This is a genomic window from Microbacterium sp. CR_7 (assembly GCF_041954755.1).
GTDB lineage: Bacteria > Actinomycetota > Actinomycetes > Actinomycetales > Microbacteriaceae > Microbacterium.
On record NZ_JAVAYF010000003.1, the window covers coordinates 200,667 to 215,866 of the forward strand.

The following is a 15,200-nucleotide window of genomic DNA, read 5'->3' on the forward strand; positions in this document are numbered from 1 at the left end:
GACAGAGGAGATGAGAGCGATGCGCTACACACTGCTGTTGCACTACCCCGAGATGACCGAGGCCGAACTCGGCGAGGAGGCGTTGGTCGAGGGCCAGGCCGCGTTCGCCAGCTACGCCGCCACGCTCCATGCCGCCGGAGTGCTGGTCGGCGGCGAAGTGCTGCAGCCGTCGACCGTGACGACGACCGTGCGGATGCGCGACGGCGCCCTGCAGGTGCAGGACGGCCCCTACGCCGACACCAAGGAACAGGTCGGCGGCACGTTCGTGATCGACGTGCCCGATCTGGATGCCGCGATCGAGTACGCGCGGCAGGCGCCGCCGGTGCACTGGGGCGCCGTCGAGGTGCGGCCCGGTGCCGTGCACACCGTCGACGGCGTCTGGACGCCGAACCGATGAGCGCCGGGGAGGTCCGCGCCGCCGCCGAGCGTACGGCGCGGACCTCCTACGGCCGCCTGCTCTCCCTGCTCGCCGCGCAGAGCGGCGACATCGCGCTGGCCGAGGACTCGCTGTCGGGCGCCTTCGAGGAGGCGCTGCGACGGTGGCCGCAGGCCGGGGTGCCCGACAATCCGGAAGGGTGGCTGCTGACCGTGGCCAGGAACCGACTGCGAGACGTGTGGAAGTCTGCGGCGGTGCGCGCATCCGCCCCGCTCGACGACTCGGTGCGCGCCGTGACCGACCCCCTCGCCGACCACGATCCCCTCGCGATCGGCGACAAGCGGCTCGAACTGCTGTTCGTCTGCGCGCACCCCGCTATCGACGAGGCGGCGCGCACCCCGCTCATGCTCCAGACCGTGCTCGGGTTCGACGCCGCCGACATCGCCCGCGCGTTCGCGGTGCCGCCCGCGACCATGGCGCAGCGTCTGGTGCGCGCCAAGAGGCGGATCAAGGACGCCCGCATCCCGTTCGCCGTGCCCGACCGGCGCACGATGCCCGACCGGCTGCCCGCCGTCCTCGAGGCGGTGTACGGCTGCGCCGCCCTGACGTGGCGCGGCGACGCGTCGTCGTTCGCCGGTGAGGCGCAGTACCTCGCCGTCACGCTCGCGGCGCTGCTGGAGACCGAGGCCGAGGCGTGGGGGCTCGCCGCCCTCACGACCCTGACCCTGGCGCGACGGACGACCGGCGGATTCGTGCCGCTCGACGAACAGGACCCGCACACCTGGGACGCGGCGCTCATCGCCGAGGGCGAGGCCTACCTGCGGCGAGCGCGGCCCGACGGCTCGCCGGGGCGGTTCCAACTCGAGGGCGCGATCCAGGCGGTGCACTGCGATCGTCGCCGCACGGGCGCCGTCGACTGGGCGGCGGTGCGGATGCTGTACGAAGCCCTCGTGGCGGTCGCGCCGACCCTCGGCGCCCGGGTTGCGAAGGCGGTGGCGGTGGGGCGGACGGAGGGCGCGGACGCCGGGCTCGACGCGCTCGCGGAGGTCGCCGACGCCGCCGGGGCCGACGGGTTCCAGCCGTACTGGGCCGCGCGGGCCGACCTGCTCGCGCGCGCAGGGCGGGATGCGGCGCACGCGTACGCGCGAGCGATCGCGCTCACCGAGGATGCCGACGTCGCGGCGTTCCTGCGGGCGCGGGCGCGCGCGGCGGGGCGGTAGCCCGCGGCATCCGTCCTCCCGGCGCGTGCTGCACGTCAGGACGTTCGGGACCCCACGTCAGGACGTTCCGACTGCATGTCAGGACGATCGTGGCAACCCCCGTGCGGGTCCATAGGCGACACTGATTGACTGCTCCACGATGTCGACAGTGTCCGAAGATCCCCAGTCCCCTCCCGCGGAGTCGGTGCGCGTGAGCGTGGTCGTGCCCGTGTTCAATCCGAATCAGGCGTTCGACGAGCTCATCGCCTCGCTCGACCGGCAGACCCTCGACCGCTCGCGGTTCGAGGTGCTGCTGTGCGACGACGGCTCCGACGAGCAGACCAGGGAGCGACTGGCGAAGGTCGAGAGCACCCGACCGTACGTGCGGGTGCTGTATCTGCCGCATTCCGGATGGCCCGGGACCCCCCGCAACGAGGGCGTCGCCGCGGCTCGCGGCCGCTACGTGCAGTTCGTCGATCAGGACGACTGGCTGTTCGAGTCGGCGCTCGAGGCTCTGTGCGACTATGCCGACGAGCACGGCTCCGACGTCGTCGTGGGCAAGGAGGTCGGGATCGGCCGTCCGCTGCCGCGCCGCATCTACCGACGGGACGTGCCAGACGCGAAGCTCGGCGAGGACCCGCTGCTCGAGATGCTCACGCCGCACAAGATGTTCCGCACCGCGTTCCTGCGCGAGAAGCAGGTGCGCTTCCCCGACGGCAGGGTGCGCCTCGAGGACCACCTCTTCGTGATGCGCGCGTACTTCGAGGCGCGCACGATCTCGATCCTCGGCAGCGTGCCCTGCTACGCCTGGGTGAAGCGCTCGGGCAGCGCGAGCTCGTCGCGGATCGACCCGCAGTCGTACTTCCCGCACCTCGAGGCCGTGCTCGATCTGGTGGAGCAGTACACCGAGCCAGGACGCCTCCGCGACCGCCTGATGCGGCACTGGTTCCGCGGCAAGATCCTCAAGCGGGTGGCGGGCAAGCGGATGGTCGGATATCCCGCGGAGTACCGCACCCGGCTGCTCGACGCCGTGGTGCCGATCGTGCAGCGACGGTTCGGACCGGGGGTCGACGCGGGGCTCGCCTTCCCGCAGCGGATCCGGGCGGCGCTCCTGCGCGCCGATCGACGTGCCGATCTGGTGGCGTTCGCTCGGTTCGAGAAGGAGATGGAGTGCCGGGTCGTGGTGACCTCGGCATCCTGGTCGCGCGGCGGCGGGTTGAGCCTCGGGCTGCGGGTCGAGATCACGCGTGACGGCCAGGACGCGCTCGTGTTCGACGAGGGCGGCACTCTCACGTCGCTGCCCGTGCCGATGGACGGGCTGCCGACCGGACTGCTCGAGGCAGGACGCGAACTGCGCAACGACCGGATCGAGCTCGTGCTGCCCGGCGAGGGCGGCTCGGTCAGGCACCTGGCGAGCGCGTCCCTGCGCAAGCGGTCGACCACGACGATCGCGATCGACCCGCTGCGCGTGTTCGGCCCCGACGACGAGTCCCGCGAGGCGCGGATCATCGCCAAGGTCCGCCGCGCGGGCTGGACGTTCGACGTACCCCTGACCGCGGATGCCGCGACGCTCGCCGGCGCGGGGCGCTCGCCGCTCCTCGCCGGACGCACCTGCACTCCGGTGGCGGCCCGTGGCGGCGCGGTCGAGCTGCGTCGGGTCTGGCCCGGGGGCCGGTTCAAAGACCTGGCGGGTCGGGCCGTGCGCCGGATGCGCAGCCGCGTGCGCGGGCGCTGACGCGCGGCATCCGTTCGTGTGGGATCGCGGCGTTTCGTCTCGGTCGACGTCGTCGTCCTCGCTCGACGGCCGGATGCGACGCGCGGGGCGCGGGGCCGGCTCGTGGGTCGTTGAGCGAGCGAAGTGAGACGAAACGCGATCGGGTCCGCAGGTCGGAAACATGGATGCACGGCCGCACGCGCACGCAGTCGGCTCAGCGGGGCAGAGTGAGCACCTCGGCGCCGGTGTCGGTGATCGCGATGGTGTGCTCGGTGTGGGCGGTGCGGCAGCCGGTGGCGCTGCGCAGGGTCCAGCCGTCGGCGTCGACGACGAGCTCGTCGGTGTCGGCCATGACCCAGGGTTCCAGCGCGAGCAGTAGTCCGGGGCGCAGTCGGTAGCCGCGACCGGGGCGTCCGTCGTTCGAGACGTGCGGATCCTGATGCATGGTCGACCCGATCCCGTGGCCGCCGAACTCGAGGTTCACCGCGTACCCGGAGTCGGTCAGCACCGAGCCGATCGCGTGCGACAGGTCGCCGATCCGCGCGTCGGGCCCGGCTGCGGCGATCCCGGCTGCGAGCGCCCGCTCGGTCGCGTCGATGAGAGCGAGATCCTCGGATGCCGCGCGCTCGCCGACCACGAAGCTGATCGCCGCGTCGGCCGCGATGCCGCGGAGCTTCACGGCGAGGTCGAGCGTCAGGAGGTCACCGTCCGCCACGACGCGGTCGCGCGGCATCCCGTGCAGGACCGCGTCGTTCACGGCGGTGCAGACGTAGTGGCCGAAGGGTCCGCGGCCGAACGACGGGGCGTAGTCGACGTAGCACGACTCGGCTCCGGCATCCTCGATCAGCTCCTTCGTCCAGCGGTCGAGGTCGAGCAGGTTCACCCCGACAGCGGTGCGCTCCTTGAGCGTCTGCAGGATGCCGCCGACGAGCGCGCCGGTGTCGCGCGCCCGCTCGAGCTGGTCGCGATTGAGGATCTCGATCATGTGCCGTACCGTCCGTTGTCCCGATAACTATCCCGGTAATACTATCCCGGTATTACTATGGGTGCATGATGGTCCGTCTTCCGTTGAGCCCCGCTGAGGTCGAGCGCGGCGAGCGCCTCGGCGCCCTGCTGCGCCGTTCGCGGGGCGAGCGATCGATGCTGAGCGTCGCCCTCGACGCCGGCGTCTCGCCCGAGACGCTGCGCAAGATCGAGTCGGGTCGCGTGGCCACGCCGGCGTTCTCGACCATCGCCGCCATCGCCGGGGTGCTGCACCTCTCGCTCGACGCGGTGTGGGCCGAGATCGAGCCGTCGCGCGACACCCGCGGTCGGGTCGCCTCCTGACATGGCGACCGCTCTCGTCACCGGCGCCTCGCGCGGTATCGGCCGCGCCGTGGCGCAGGAGTTCGCACGCCGCGGCGACCGCGTGGTCGTGCACTACGGCACGGATCGCGCGGCCGCCGAGCAGACCCTCGCGTCGCTCGACGGCTCGGGACACGCGATCGTCGGCGGAGACCTCGGCGATCCCGCGGGTGCGCAGCGCGTGGTGGATGCCGCGATCGAGGCGCTCGGGTCGCTCAGCATCCTGGTGAACAACGCCGCCGTGGCGCCCAGCGCGGCGAACGAGCACCGCGTCGACTCCGCCTCGTTCGAGGACTGGCAGCGCGCGTGGTCGTCGATGGTCGCGGTGAATCTCGTCGGCGCCTCGAACGTGACGATGCTCGTCGCGCAGCGCATGATCGCGCAGGGCGGCGGCGGGGCGATCGTGAACGTCGGTTCGCGCGGCGCGTTCCGGGGCGAGGCCGACCATCCCGCCTATGCCGCGACGAAGGCGGGGCTGCAGGCGCTCGGCCAGTCGCTCGCCCTCGTGCTCGCGCCGCACGGCATCTCCGTGACCTCGGTCGCCCCGGGAATGATCGCCACCGAGCGGCAGGCGCCGAAGCTCGAGGGGGCCGGCGGCGACGGCATCCGCGGGCAGAGCCCGTTCGATCGGGTGGGCACGCCGGAGGAGGTCGCCGAAGCCGTGGCGTACCTCACCTCGCCGGGGGCCGTGTGGGCGTCGGGTACAGTGCTCGACCTGAACGGCGCGTCGTACTTCCGCTGACTTTCCGGTTGCGTTTGTGCGCTTCCCTCGGCTTTGTGCGCTTCCCTCGGTTGCTTTGCCCGGATACGGCCGCGGGAAGCGCACTTCTCCGAGGAGAGCGCACGCGCACGGCGTCATGGGCATCCGCGTCGCAGGTCCGCGGCGAAACCCTGCGACACGGGCGCAATTCTGCGACGGCGGCGCGAGCGGATGCCGCGTCAGCCGCGCAGCACGGAGTCGAGCAGCCCCGGGAAGAGGGCGTCAAGGTCGTCGCGGCGCAGCGTCAGCATCCGTCGCCGCCCGTTCGGTTCGTTGCGGATGACCCCGGCCTCGCGCAGCACCTTCATGAAGTGCGACTTGGTCGACTTCGGCAGGTTCGGGTCAGTGGCGTGGCAGGCGGCCATGTCGAGCGGGCCGTCGGCGAGCTGGCGCGCGATGGCGAGGCGCTCGGGGTCGCTGAGCGCGAAGAGCACGTCCGTGAGGTGGATGTCGGAGCGCTCGGGATGCGGCAGGTCACCAGGCATGGTTCGAGAATAGTTGAACAATTGCGTCATGGCGAGTACGCTCGCGAAGGTTCGATGATTCTCGAACTGAACAGGAGCCTCATGACCACCGCGCCGATCGCCACCTCCACGACGGATGCCGATGCCGCAGCGCGCATCCGCCGTCACCGTTTCGGGTTCGCCCTCGCGATCGTCGCGCAGATCGCGATGATGACCGGCGCGAGCGCGCCGTCGCCGTTCTACCCCGTACTGGCGGCCGAGATCGGGTTCGATGCGATCGTGATCAGCGCCGTCTTCGCGGTGTACGCGATCGCCCTGCTGCTCGCGCTGCTCACGGCCGGGTCGCTGTCGGACCACGTCGGCCGGCGCCCCGTCGCGATCGGCGGATTCCTGCTCCTCGCCGCAAGCATGCTGCTGTTCTGGCATGCCGACACGGTCGCGACGCTCATGCTCGCCCGCATCCTGCAGGGAGCCGCGAGCGGCGTGCTCATCTCGACGCTGTCGGCCGCCGCTCTCGACCTCGCGCCGCGCGGTCGCGCCAGGACCGCCGCCCTGTGGAACGCCCTCAGCCCCAGCATCGGCCTCGCGCTCGGCGCCCTGCTCGGCGGCATCGCGCTCGACCTCACGCGCGCCGCCCTGCTCGACGTGTTCGCTCCGCTCACGGTGGTCTACGTCCTCCTCGCCGCGCTGTTCTTCGTGGCGCCGGAGACCGCGCCGCTGCGGGCGGGCGCGTGGGCGTCGCTGCGGTTCCGGCTGTCGGTGCCGGCGGCCGTGCGCGGCGACTTCTGGCGCGGAGCGCCGGCCATCATCGCGGGCTGGGCCACCGGCGGACTCTTCCTCTCGCTCGGCGCGACCATCGTGCGCAGCGAGCTCGGCGGCGAGGCGCATACCTGGCAGGGACTCTCGGTCGCGATGCTCGCGGGCGTCGGCGCGATCACGGCGTTCGCGTTCCGCGACCGCTCCGCTCGGACGTCGGTGATCTTCGGCACGGCTGCGCTCACGGTCGGCACAGCCCTGTCGCTTGTGGCGCTCGCTGTCGGATCGCTGCCCTTCTACCTCGTGGTCACGGCCATCACCGGCATGGGGTTCGGCACCGCCTTCTCGGGAGTCGTGGCGTCGTTGGCACCCCGCATCCCCGCCACCGAGCGCGCCGACGCGTTCGCCGTGATCTACGTACTCGCCTACCTCGCCTTCGCCGTGCCGGCGGTGGTCGCCGGCATGCTCGTCGGTGTCTTCGGCTTGGGAGCTGTGTGCGTCGGGTACGGCGCCGTCGTCATCGCCCTCGCTGTGACCGCGCTCGTGCTGCGCGTGCGCCGGGCCGCGTAGGGGGCTGTGTCGCGGCATCCCGCGTTCCCGCCCGCGCGCGCACTGCAGGAGATCACACGCAATGAAGGAGCTTCCGCCCCGGAACCTCCTTCGTAACGCGCGAACTCCTGCAATGCGGGCGCGCGTCGCCGGATGCGCGCCCGACGTCGCACGTGTACACGCGCGTCGCAGTGTCGAGGCAGGTTCGTGCGACGCGAGCGCGAATCTGCTACCGCAGCCCCGCGCGGGACGCGCACCGCCGCGCGGCGGCGGATGCCGGATGCCGCGAGCGACAGCAGCCTGCGCCCACGCACGCACCCTGCCGGACACCCGCACCGCAGGAGATCACACGCAATGCAGGAGCATCCACCCCGGAGTCTCCTTCGTAACGCGAGAACTCCTGCAATACAGGTGCGGGCATGGCGGCGGATGCCGGATGCCGGGGGCCACCGCATCCCGCGCCCGTTCTCGACTCGGGCCCGCACGCGCATCCCGTCCACAGACACACCGCAGGAGATCTCACGCAGTGCAGGAGCATCCGCCCCGGAATCTCCTTCGTAACGCGCGAACTCCTGCAGAACGAGCGCGAGGGATGCCACAACGGCGCCGCCCCAGCATCGACCCGTCCTTGCCTGATCGAACGATTAACGATAGATTCCTATTGTTCTTCGATGAGAGGGTGCTGTCATGGGTCGAGCGACGATCGTCGTACTGAGGGTGCTGATCGCCATCGCGCTGGTGGGGTCCGTGGCCGTGCAGGCGCTCGTGGCGCCGATGCTCTGGCTCGACCTCGCCGCCGAGGAGCTGTGGGGGCGCATCGTGATCGTCAGCCTCATCGTGCTGGGCGTCGGGACGATGCAGGTGTTCGGCATCTGCGTCTGGATGCTGCTGACCAGAGTCCGCAAAGGGTCGATCTTCTCGGCATCCTCGTTCCGATTGGTCGACGTGATCATCGGGGCGATCCTCGTCGCGGCGCTGCTGACGTTCGCGTTCGCGGCGCTGCTGGCTCCGGGCGATGCAGCGCCCGGGATCGTCGCGCTGATCGGAGGCGCCGGACTCGTGCTGTGCGGCATGGCGCTGCTCGTCGTCGTGATGAAGGCGCTGCTGCGACAGGCGATCGACCGCGACGTCGAGGCGCGATCGCTGCGGTCCGAGCTCGACAATGAGGTGATCTGATGCCCGTCGTGGTCGACATCGACGTGATGATGGCCCGGCGCAAGATGAGCGTCGGCGAGCTCGCCGAGCGCATCGGCATCACCCCCACGAACCTCGCGGTGCTGAAGAACGGCCGCGCGAAGGCGGTGCGGTTCACGACGCTCGACGCGCTGTGCGAGGTGCTCGAGTGCCAGCCCGGAGATCTGCTGCGCTGGGTGCCCTGACCGCGGGGTGGTTCCCGCGGCCAAATGCCGTTCGCTCGGCCACATCCCACTCACGCGGCCGAGGGAAGAGGAAAAGGCCGAGCGAACGAACGCCCGCTACCGCTCCGCGAGCAGCTCCTGCAGCCGCGCGACCTCGGCCTCCGGCATCCCGTACCCGTGCTCGGGAGCGGGGTACTCCCCGGACCGCACCTCGCTCGCGTAGGCCGCGACTCCCGCGACCGACGCCGCCCGCACCTCGGCATACCGCTTGACGAAGGCGGCAGCCGGTCCGTCGTAGATGCCCAGCAGGTCGTGGAACACGAGCACCTGGCCGTCGGCATCCGCGCCCGCTCCGATGCCGATCACCGGCACGCGCAGCAACGGCATGAGCGCCGCCGTCACCGCCGACGGCACGGCTTCGACGACGAGCAGCGAGACTCCGGCATCCTGCAGCGCGAGGGCGTCGTCGATCACGGCGATCGCGGCCTCGGCGGTGCGCCCCTGCGCGCGGAAGCCGCCGAGCGCGGTCGCGGTCTGCGGCGTGAGGCCGACGTGTCCGACGACGGGGATGCCGGCGTTCACCAGTGCGCGGGCGCGATCGACCGTTGTTCCTCCGCGCTCGATCTTGACGAGATCGACCCCCGCCTCCTTCACGAAGCGCTGCGCGGTCTCGAGCGCGAGCGCGTCCGACGCCTCGTACGACCCGAACGGCAGGTCGCCCACGAGCAGAGGACGCGAGAGCCCACGGCGCACGGCTTTGGTCAGCATGAGCATCTCGTCGATCGTGACGGGAACCGTGCTGTCGTAGCCGAGCACGGTCATCGCGGCGGAGTCGCCGACCAGCACCATGTCGACCCCGGCGTCCTCGACGATGCGCGCGCCGGGATGGTCGTAAGCCGTCACCATGACGATCGGCTCGCCGGCATCCTTCTTCTTCGCGAGGTCGGCGATCGTCAGGCGGCGGGTGGGAGCGGCGTGGGCGCTCATGCGAAGATTCCCCTCAGCAGGTGGTTGTCGATCAGGCGGGCGGCGCCGACCCGGGCGGCCACGAGGAGCAGGGCGTCGCGGTCAGCGCGAGCGACGGGCTGGAGAGTCTCGGCATCCCGGAGTTCCAGGTACTCGGGCTCGATGCCCGCCTCGGCGAGCACCGCGAGGGCCGCCGGCACGATCTCGCGCCCGGCCTGGTGCGCCGCCTCCCCCGCATCCAGCGCCCGGTTCAGCGCGGCGGCCTGCGCGCGAGCCTCCGCATCGAGATAGACGTTGCGCGAGCTCATGGCCAGTCCGTCGGATTCGCGCACGATCGGACAGGCGACGATCCGCACCCCGAGGTCGAGGTCGCGCACGACGCGGCGCACGACGAGCACCTGCTGCGCATCCTTCTGCCCGAAGAACGCGACATCGGGGCGCACGATGCCGAAGAGCTTCGTGACGACGGTCGCCACTCCGTCGAAGTGATGGGGCCCGCGGCTCGCGCCGTCGAGAACGTCGGTGATGCCCGCCACGTGGATGTTCGTGGCGAATCCGTCGGGGTAGATCTCGGCGGGCTCGGGAGCGAAGAGGATCTCGACGCCCTCCGCCTCGGCGAGCGCCGCATCACGGGCCTCGTCGCGCGGATAGGTGCTGAGGTCTTCGTTCGGCGCGAACTGGGTCGGGTTCACGAAGAGCGAGACGACGACGAGGTCGGTCTGCTCGCGCGCCGTGCGCATGAGCGAAAGGTGCCCCTCGTGGAACGCCCCCATCGTGGGGACGAGCCCGACGCTCTGGTCGGCGGCCTTCGCGTCGCCGACAGCGGCGCGCACCTCGGCGATCGTGCGGACGATTCTCATACTCCGGGCTCCTCTGGGCACGCTGCCGCCCGTGGCGCGCGCTCGACGATCGCGCGGGTGGCGGTGGCGAGGGCGTCGAACAGCTCTCGATAGTCGTTGGATGCTGCGCGCTGCCGCGCCACCGTCTCCTCGTCGCCGCGGGCGATGGGCCCGGTCAGGGCTGATGCCGCGCCGGACACCGCCCAGTTGTCGGCCGTCCGGCGGACGACCGGCGCCAGGTGGGCACGGTCGACACCGGCATCCTTCGCGAGGTGCTCGGCCGCGTCGAGCACGGTGAGCACGAAGTTCGAGGCGAAGGATGCCGCGGCGTGGTACTCCGCGCGGTGGGCGTCGTCGACGCGGAAGGGGTTCGCGCCGAGCGCCCGCGCCAACTGTTCGGCGACCTCGAGCGTCTCGGGTGTGCGGCCGTCGACGGCGACGCCGATGCCGCGGAACACGTCGGGCGACTCGGTGCCCGTGAAGGTCTGCAGGGGGTGGAGGCTGAAGTCGACGTCGGTGAGAGGGGTGGCCCCCGAGACATGGGCGATGAGCCGCGTGTGCGGTCGAGCGGCGAACGCCACCGCGGCGATGGCGGAATCCGGAACGCAGAGCACGGCGATGTCGGCATCCGGAACCCTGTCGTCGCGGCGAAGCGGTCCGACGACGACGAATCCCGCCGCGCGCAGGGCCCGAGCGAGAACGCCGCCGAGACGGCCGGCGCCGACGATGGCGATGGTCGTCTCGGGAGGGAGAGCAGGGGTGTTGTGCATGATTCGGTCCGCACGAGGTGGTCGTTGCGGGATGCGTCGAGTATCCGCCGCAGGACGTGCCCGCACCAAATGCGGGAGCAAGTAGACAGGTCACTTACAGCAGAGATTGGTGAGTATGGGCACTTTTTGAGGATTTTTCTATGCATATTGCTCCGAGCGTTCTCGACAGGGCCGCAGCCCACTGATCAACCCGAAAGAGTGATTGACCAATCACTCTCACGCGAGTACAGTCGCTGGCATGACCCCGCGCACTCCCGTCCTCTCCACCGCCGACGTCCGCCGCCCCCTGGTCGCGGCGGCAGCGCTGTCGGAGTTCGCTCGGGGCGGGTACTTCCGCACGACCGTGGCCGATGTCGCTCGCGAGGCGAAGATCTCGCCGGCGTACGTCTTCAAGCTGTTCCCGCGCAAGGAGCAGCTCTTCGTCGCGGCGCTCGAGGCGTGCTTCGAGCGGATCGTCGAGGCTCTGGATGCCGGAGCCCACGGCGCCGAGTCCCCCACCCCCGACGAGGTGCTGGATGCCATGGGCGAGGCGTATGCCTACCTCATCCGCGACCGGTCACTGCTGATGCTGCAGGTGCATGCGCAGTCCGCGGCGGAGATCCCCGAGATCGGCGATGCGCTGCGCGCCGGACTCGCGAAGGTCACCGAGTTCGTGCGTCAGCGCTCGGCCGCGAGCGACGACGCCGTGCAGCGCTTCATCGCGTACGGGCAGCTGTGTCATCTTATCGTCACCGCTCGCGTCGACGAGAGCAGCGCGCCGTGGGCGAAGATCGTCGCGCACGGCATCCGTCATCCCGAATGAACCATCCCGTCCCCCCGCACTTTTTCATGCCCTCGCAAGTGAGTGACCACTCACTAACATTCACATCACGAAGGAGTTCATCATGACCCTGGCCACCCCGGCACCCACCACGACCGCAGGAAGCAGTCGACGCTGGCTCGCCCTGAGCTTTCTCGCTCTCGCGCAGTTCCTCGTCGTGCTCGACGCGTCGATCGTCAACATCGCGCTGCCCGTGCTCGGCGAGCAGCTCGTCATGAGCACCGCCGCGCTGGCGTGGGTGATCACGGCGTACGTCCTGGCCTTCGGCGGACTGCTTCTGCTCGGCGGACGGCTCGCCGACCGCTACGGCCACCGCCGGATCTTCCTCCTCGGCACGGCGGGATTCGTCGCGGCATCCGCTCTGGCCGGGCTGTCGTTCTCGAGCGAGATGCTGCTCGCGGCCCGTGCTCTGCAGGGCATGTCGGCGGCGCTGCTCGCCCCGTCGGCGCTCGCGCTGTTGACCCGGCTCTTCCCCGAGGCGCGCGACCGCTCGAAGGCGCTCGGCGTGTGGGGCGGAGTGGCCGGGATCGGCTCGGCCGCCGGAGTGCTGCTCGGCGGTGTACTCACCGGCGCGTTCGGGTGGCAGTCGGTGTTCTTCGTGAACGTCCCCGTCGGCATCGTCGTGCTCGTGGCCGTGCCGCTGCTGATCTCGCGCGACACGGCGTCGGCGAGCGAGAAGCTCGACGTGTGGGGCGCCGCCACCATCACCGGTGCGCTGGTCGCGGTGGTCGGGGCGCTCAGCGCGGTCGAGCAGGTCGGCATCCTGCATCCGCTCCCGCTGGGCCTGCTCGTGGTCGCGGTCGCGCTCGGAGCGGCGTTCGTGCTGATCGAGCGGCGCACGGCATCCCCTCTCGTGCCGCTCGGGATCTTCCGGACCCGCACCCTCGCGATCGGCAACCTCGTCGTGCTGCTCGTCGGCGCCGGAATGGTCGCCCTGTTCTTCGCCCTCTCCGTCTACATGCAGGCGGTGCTCGGCTACGACGCGCTCACCACGGGCCTCTCGCAGCTTCCCCTCGCCGGAGCGCTCGTCGTGGTCGCCGGCGTCGTGCCCGCGATCGTGCAGCGGGTCGGGCTGACCACGACGCTGATCGGATCGCTGCTCGTGCTGGCCGCGGGTCTCGTGTGGCTGTCGTTCGCGCCCGCGGATGCCGGATACGTGGCGCAACTGCTCGGCCCGACACTGCTGATCGGCGTCGGTCTCGGCGGCGCGTTCGTCACCGCGACGCAGCTGTCGGTCGACGGGGTAGAGGGCGGTGAGGCCGGACTCGCCGGCGGACTCGTGAACACCAGCCAGCAGATCGGCGGCGCGCTCGGACTCGCCGTGCTCGGCACGGTCGCCTCGCTGCGGACGGAGGCCCTGACCTCGGCCGGGGTGTCGGCGCCGGAGGCTCTGACCGGCGGGTTCTCGTGGCTGTTCCTCGGGGCCGCGGCGGTCACGGTGGCCGGTGCTGCGGTGGCTGGACGCGCGCGGCGGGGCTGAGGTCGCTCGCTCGGTGATGTGCGCTTCGCTCGGCCGGATCCAGCAGATTCGGCCGAGCGAAGCGCGTTTGGCCGCAAGTGCAGCAGGTGGTTGAGCGAAGCGAAACGACTGCGCGGCGGCGAGCCCGCGGCATCCGCCCTACGCTGGACTGTCGGCCCCTTTCGCGTGGCCCTTCTCTGGAGCATCCCCCATGTCTGCACTCACGGTCGATGATCGTGCCGGTGCCCGCATCGTGGATGGCCAGGGCTACGTCAAGGTCGACTTCGAAGCGGCATGGGCCCAGGACGCGTCGGGAGCTGCCATACCCTCGCATTATTCCGTCGAGGGAAACACGCTCACTCAGGTGGTGGAACACAAGAACTTGGACAATGTCTCGTACCCAATCGTGGCGGATCCGCTCCCCGTGGTCGTGTTCGTCGTCACCGGTCTCGCTTTGGTGGCAGTCGCAGCCCTCGCGCTCGGCGTCGGAACATGGCTGGTCATCAGCTGGTGGAACACGTGCCAAGCGAGGGGCATGTATCCGGAGTTGTCCACCAAGAACGGCTTCACAGCGAGGTGCGTGCGATGAGCCAATCTCACGCTCTCAACGACGACACCTCGAAACCCTCGAGCGACATATCCGGACGACTATTCGTTGTTGCATCTTCGCTCGGGATCTCGGCCGGGATCGTGGCCACAACGGGAATGCTGCTCGCTGCTGCCGCGTTCGCGACCGCCAGCACTCTTGGCATCCCACTCGTGGCTACGTTCGAGGGCTTCCTCGACACTGAGGGCGTAAATGCCGTCACTATCACCGGGTCATGGACGAGCGCAGTTGCAATCACGATCATCCTCGCCATCCTCCTGTCGTTCTTCATACTCCGACGTTTCGAATCATCGGCCGCCCCCCACGCTGGTAGCTGAATCACCGACGGGTCGGGTCATCCAATGGAGGACCCGACCCGTTGTGTTGCAGTCTCACGCAGTAGACAGGTCAGCAGATAACCGCGGGACCAGCGGGAGGAGTAAAGGCGGAGTGCGTCCCGTCACCGTCAGTAGTGCCGCTGCGAGTCACGCCGCTTGCGTAACCATCCCGCCGCCACCCCCGCGACGATCTGCCCGGCGGAGAAGCACAGGAGTCCGACCAGCAGCGCGGTGGCGTGGTCCGCCGCCTCCCGCTCGCCGAGATCACCGTGGAGCTGAACGATGAACACGTAACCGAACCAGAGGAGCACGGGCAGCAGAGCCAGCGCGGTTCCGAGCTTGCGTCCCGATCGTTCGACGGCCGCGCCCAGGGCGAAGAGCGCGATACCGACGACGACAAACGACATGCGGTCCATCGAAGCACACATATGAGGACACTCCACGTTCTCCACAGGTCACTTCGCGACCGCCCGACGTCGACCTCACATCTCCGCCGGTTACCCTGACTCGCATGAAGAAGCTCTCCGCCCTGGCCGCTCTCGGCGTCAGCATCCTTCTGCTGCCCGGATGCTCCGAGCAGGTGTCGAAGCTCACGGCGTGCGGCTCGGTCACCTCGCTCGCCGTGCAGGTGAGCGGCGCGATCGGCTCCCTCACGTCGCCGACTCCCGAGGCGGCGCGGGCGGCCCTCGACGAGGTCCGCGGCGTGGTCGAGAACATCCGTCAGGTCGAGGGTCCGGACGAATTCGTCACCCTCCGCGACGCATGGACCACCAGCATCGACGGCGTCATCGTCGAGGGTGAGAACACGCTCGCCGGGAACCCCGGGAACATGGATGCCGCGGTCACCAACCTGCGCACCACGACCGAGGCGATCGTCGGCTACTGCGCGCCGTAGTCTCGCG

Annotated in this window: 19 protein-coding genes; 12 read left to right on the forward strand and 7 right to left on the reverse strand. The window is 70.3% G+C overall.

Going from position 1 to position 15,200, the window contains the following annotated elements:
* Window positions 1-19 precede the first annotated feature (19 nt).
* The 3 genes from RAC81_RS07105 (at window position 20) to RAC81_RS07115 (ending at window position 3,310) form a co-directional block, all read left to right on the forward strand.
* On the forward strand, window positions 20-397 hold the full coding sequence (locus RAC81_RS07105; protein ID WP_375081700.1) for a YciI family protein: 378 nt from the start codon (window positions 20-22) through the stop codon (window positions 395-397).
* Window positions 394-1,596 (forward strand): RNA polymerase sigma factor, encoded by a 1,203-nt coding sequence (locus tag RAC81_RS07110; RefSeq protein ID WP_375081701.1) that lies wholly within the window; start codon window positions 394-396, stop codon window positions 1,594-1,596. Before RAC81_RS07105 ends, RAC81_RS07110 begins: the two co-directional genes overlap by 4 nt.
* 148 nt (window positions 1,597-1,744) lie before the next feature.
* Window positions 1,745-3,310, forward strand: coding sequence for a glycosyltransferase family 2 protein (locus RAC81_RS07115; protein ID WP_375081702.1), 1,566 nt, complete (start codon window positions 1,745-1,747; stop codon window positions 3,308-3,310).
* 193 nt (window positions 3,311-3,503) lie between these two features.
* Here the strand turns inward: RAC81_RS07115 and map are convergent, their stop codons facing one another.
* Complete coding sequence (map, locus tag RAC81_RS07120) at window positions 3,504-4,274, reverse strand: type I methionyl aminopeptidase (RefSeq protein ID WP_375081703.1); 771 nt, start codon at window positions 4,272-4,274, stop codon at window positions 3,504-3,506.
* Between the two features lie 68 nt (window positions 4,275-4,342).
* Here map and RAC81_RS07125 point away from each other — a divergent pair, with 68 nt between their 5' ends.
* Both RAC81_RS07125 and RAC81_RS07130 read left to right on the forward strand, forming a co-directional pair.
* Window positions 4,343-4,615: a helix-turn-helix domain-containing protein gene (locus RAC81_RS07125; RefSeq protein ID WP_375082050.1), complete on the forward strand. Its 273-nt coding sequence runs from the start codon at window positions 4,343-4,345 to the stop codon at window positions 4,613-4,615.
* 1 nt (window position 4,616) lies between these two features.
* Window positions 4,617-5,375: an SDR family NAD(P)-dependent oxidoreductase gene (locus RAC81_RS07130; protein WP_375081704.1), complete on the forward strand. Its 759-nt coding sequence runs from the start codon at window positions 4,617-4,619 to the stop codon at window positions 5,373-5,375.
* A gap of 197 nt (window positions 5,376-5,572) precedes the next feature.
* Here RAC81_RS07130 and RAC81_RS07135 read toward each other — a convergent pair whose 3' ends face one another.
* The gene (locus tag RAC81_RS07135) at window positions 5,573-5,878 is read right to left on the reverse strand and encodes an ArsR/SmtB family transcription factor (RefSeq protein ID WP_375081705.1); all 306 of its coding nucleotides are present in this window, start codon (window positions 5,876-5,878) and stop codon (window positions 5,573-5,575) included.
* Window positions 5,879-5,959: 81 nt separating this feature from the next.
* On the opposite strand from RAC81_RS07135, the gene RAC81_RS07140 reads away from it, so the two are divergent.
* The 3 genes from RAC81_RS07140 (at window position 5,960) to RAC81_RS07150 (ending at window position 8,541) form a co-directional block, all read left to right on the forward strand.
* A complete protein-coding gene (locus RAC81_RS07140; RefSeq protein ID WP_375081706.1) occupies window positions 5,960-7,183 on the forward strand; it encodes an MFS transporter in 1,224 nt (407 codons plus the stop codon).
* A 666-nt stretch (window positions 7,184-7,849) separates the two neighbouring features.
* Complete coding sequence (locus RAC81_RS07145) at window positions 7,850-8,338, forward strand: DUF2975 domain-containing protein (RefSeq protein ID WP_375081707.1); 489 nt, start codon at window positions 7,850-7,852, stop codon at window positions 8,336-8,338.
* Entirely contained in the window at window positions 8,338-8,541 is a 204-nt protein-coding gene (locus RAC81_RS07150) for a helix-turn-helix domain-containing protein (RefSeq protein WP_375081708.1), read from the forward strand. The genes RAC81_RS07145 and RAC81_RS07150 overlap by 1 nt, the downstream gene beginning before the upstream one ends.
* 96 nt (window positions 8,542-8,637) lie before the next feature.
* Here the strand turns inward: RAC81_RS07150 and panB are convergent, their stop codons facing one another.
* Genes panB through RAC81_RS07165 form a run of 3 tightly spaced genes read right to left on the reverse strand, consistent with a single transcriptional unit; the run spans window position 8,638 to window position 11,095 of the window.
* Complete coding sequence (gene panB / locus RAC81_RS07155) at window positions 8,638-9,507, reverse strand: 3-methyl-2-oxobutanoate hydroxymethyltransferase (protein ID WP_375081709.1); 870 nt, start codon at window positions 9,505-9,507, stop codon at window positions 8,638-8,640.
* Window positions 9,504-10,346 carry a pantoate--beta-alanine ligase gene (panC, locus tag RAC81_RS07160; protein ID WP_375081710.1) on the reverse strand — a complete coding sequence of 281 codons (843 nt, stop codon included), beginning with the start codon at window positions 10,344-10,346 and terminating at the stop codon, window positions 9,504-9,506. The genes panB and panC overlap by 4 nt, the downstream gene beginning before the upstream one ends.
* Window positions 10,343-11,095 carry a DUF2520 domain-containing protein gene (locus RAC81_RS07165; protein WP_375081711.1) on the reverse strand — a complete coding sequence of 251 codons (753 nt, stop codon included), beginning with the start codon at window positions 11,093-11,095 and terminating at the stop codon, window positions 10,343-10,345. The genes panC and RAC81_RS07165 overlap by 4 nt, the downstream gene beginning before the upstream one ends.
* 238 nt (window positions 11,096-11,333) lie before the next feature.
* Between RAC81_RS07165 and RAC81_RS07170 the strand changes: the two genes are divergently transcribed.
* The 3 genes from RAC81_RS07170 to RAC81_RS07180 all read left to right on the forward strand — a co-directional run bounded on the left by RAC81_RS07170 (window position 11,334) and on the right by RAC81_RS07180 (window position 13,963).
* Window positions 11,334-11,897 (forward strand): TetR/AcrR family transcriptional regulator, encoded by a 564-nt coding sequence (locus RAC81_RS07170; RefSeq protein ID WP_375081712.1) that lies wholly within the window; start codon window positions 11,334-11,336, stop codon window positions 11,895-11,897.
* Between the two features lie 82 nt (window positions 11,898-11,979).
* The gene (locus RAC81_RS07175) at window positions 11,980-13,395 is read left to right on the forward strand and encodes an MFS transporter (RefSeq protein WP_375081713.1); all 1,416 of its coding nucleotides are present in this window, start codon (window positions 11,980-11,982) and stop codon (window positions 13,393-13,395) included.
* Between the two features lie 190 nt (window positions 13,396-13,585).
* Window positions 13,586-13,963 carry a hypothetical protein gene (locus RAC81_RS07180; RefSeq protein WP_375081714.1) on the forward strand — a complete coding sequence of 126 codons (378 nt, stop codon included), beginning with the start codon at window positions 13,586-13,588 and terminating at the stop codon, window positions 13,961-13,963.
* A gap of 7 nt (window positions 13,964-13,970) precedes the next feature.
* Here RAC81_RS07180 and RAC81_RS07185 read toward each other — a convergent pair whose 3' ends face one another.
* Window positions 13,971-14,252, reverse strand: a complete 282-nt coding sequence (locus tag RAC81_RS07185; RefSeq protein ID WP_375081715.1) for a hypothetical protein — start codon at window positions 14,250-14,252, stop codon at window positions 13,971-13,973.
* Window positions 14,253-14,426: 174 nt separating this feature from the next.
* Window positions 14,427-14,705 (reverse strand): hypothetical protein, encoded by a 279-nt coding sequence (locus tag RAC81_RS07190; RefSeq protein WP_375081716.1) that lies wholly within the window; start codon window positions 14,703-14,705, stop codon window positions 14,427-14,429.
* Between the two features lie 104 nt (window positions 14,706-14,809).
* Here RAC81_RS07190 and RAC81_RS07195 point away from each other — a divergent pair, with 104 nt between their 5' ends.
* Complete coding sequence (locus tag RAC81_RS07195) at window positions 14,810-15,193, forward strand: hypothetical protein (protein WP_375081717.1); 384 nt, start codon at window positions 14,810-14,812, stop codon at window positions 15,191-15,193.
* Window positions 15,194-15,200: the final 7 nt, after the last annotated feature.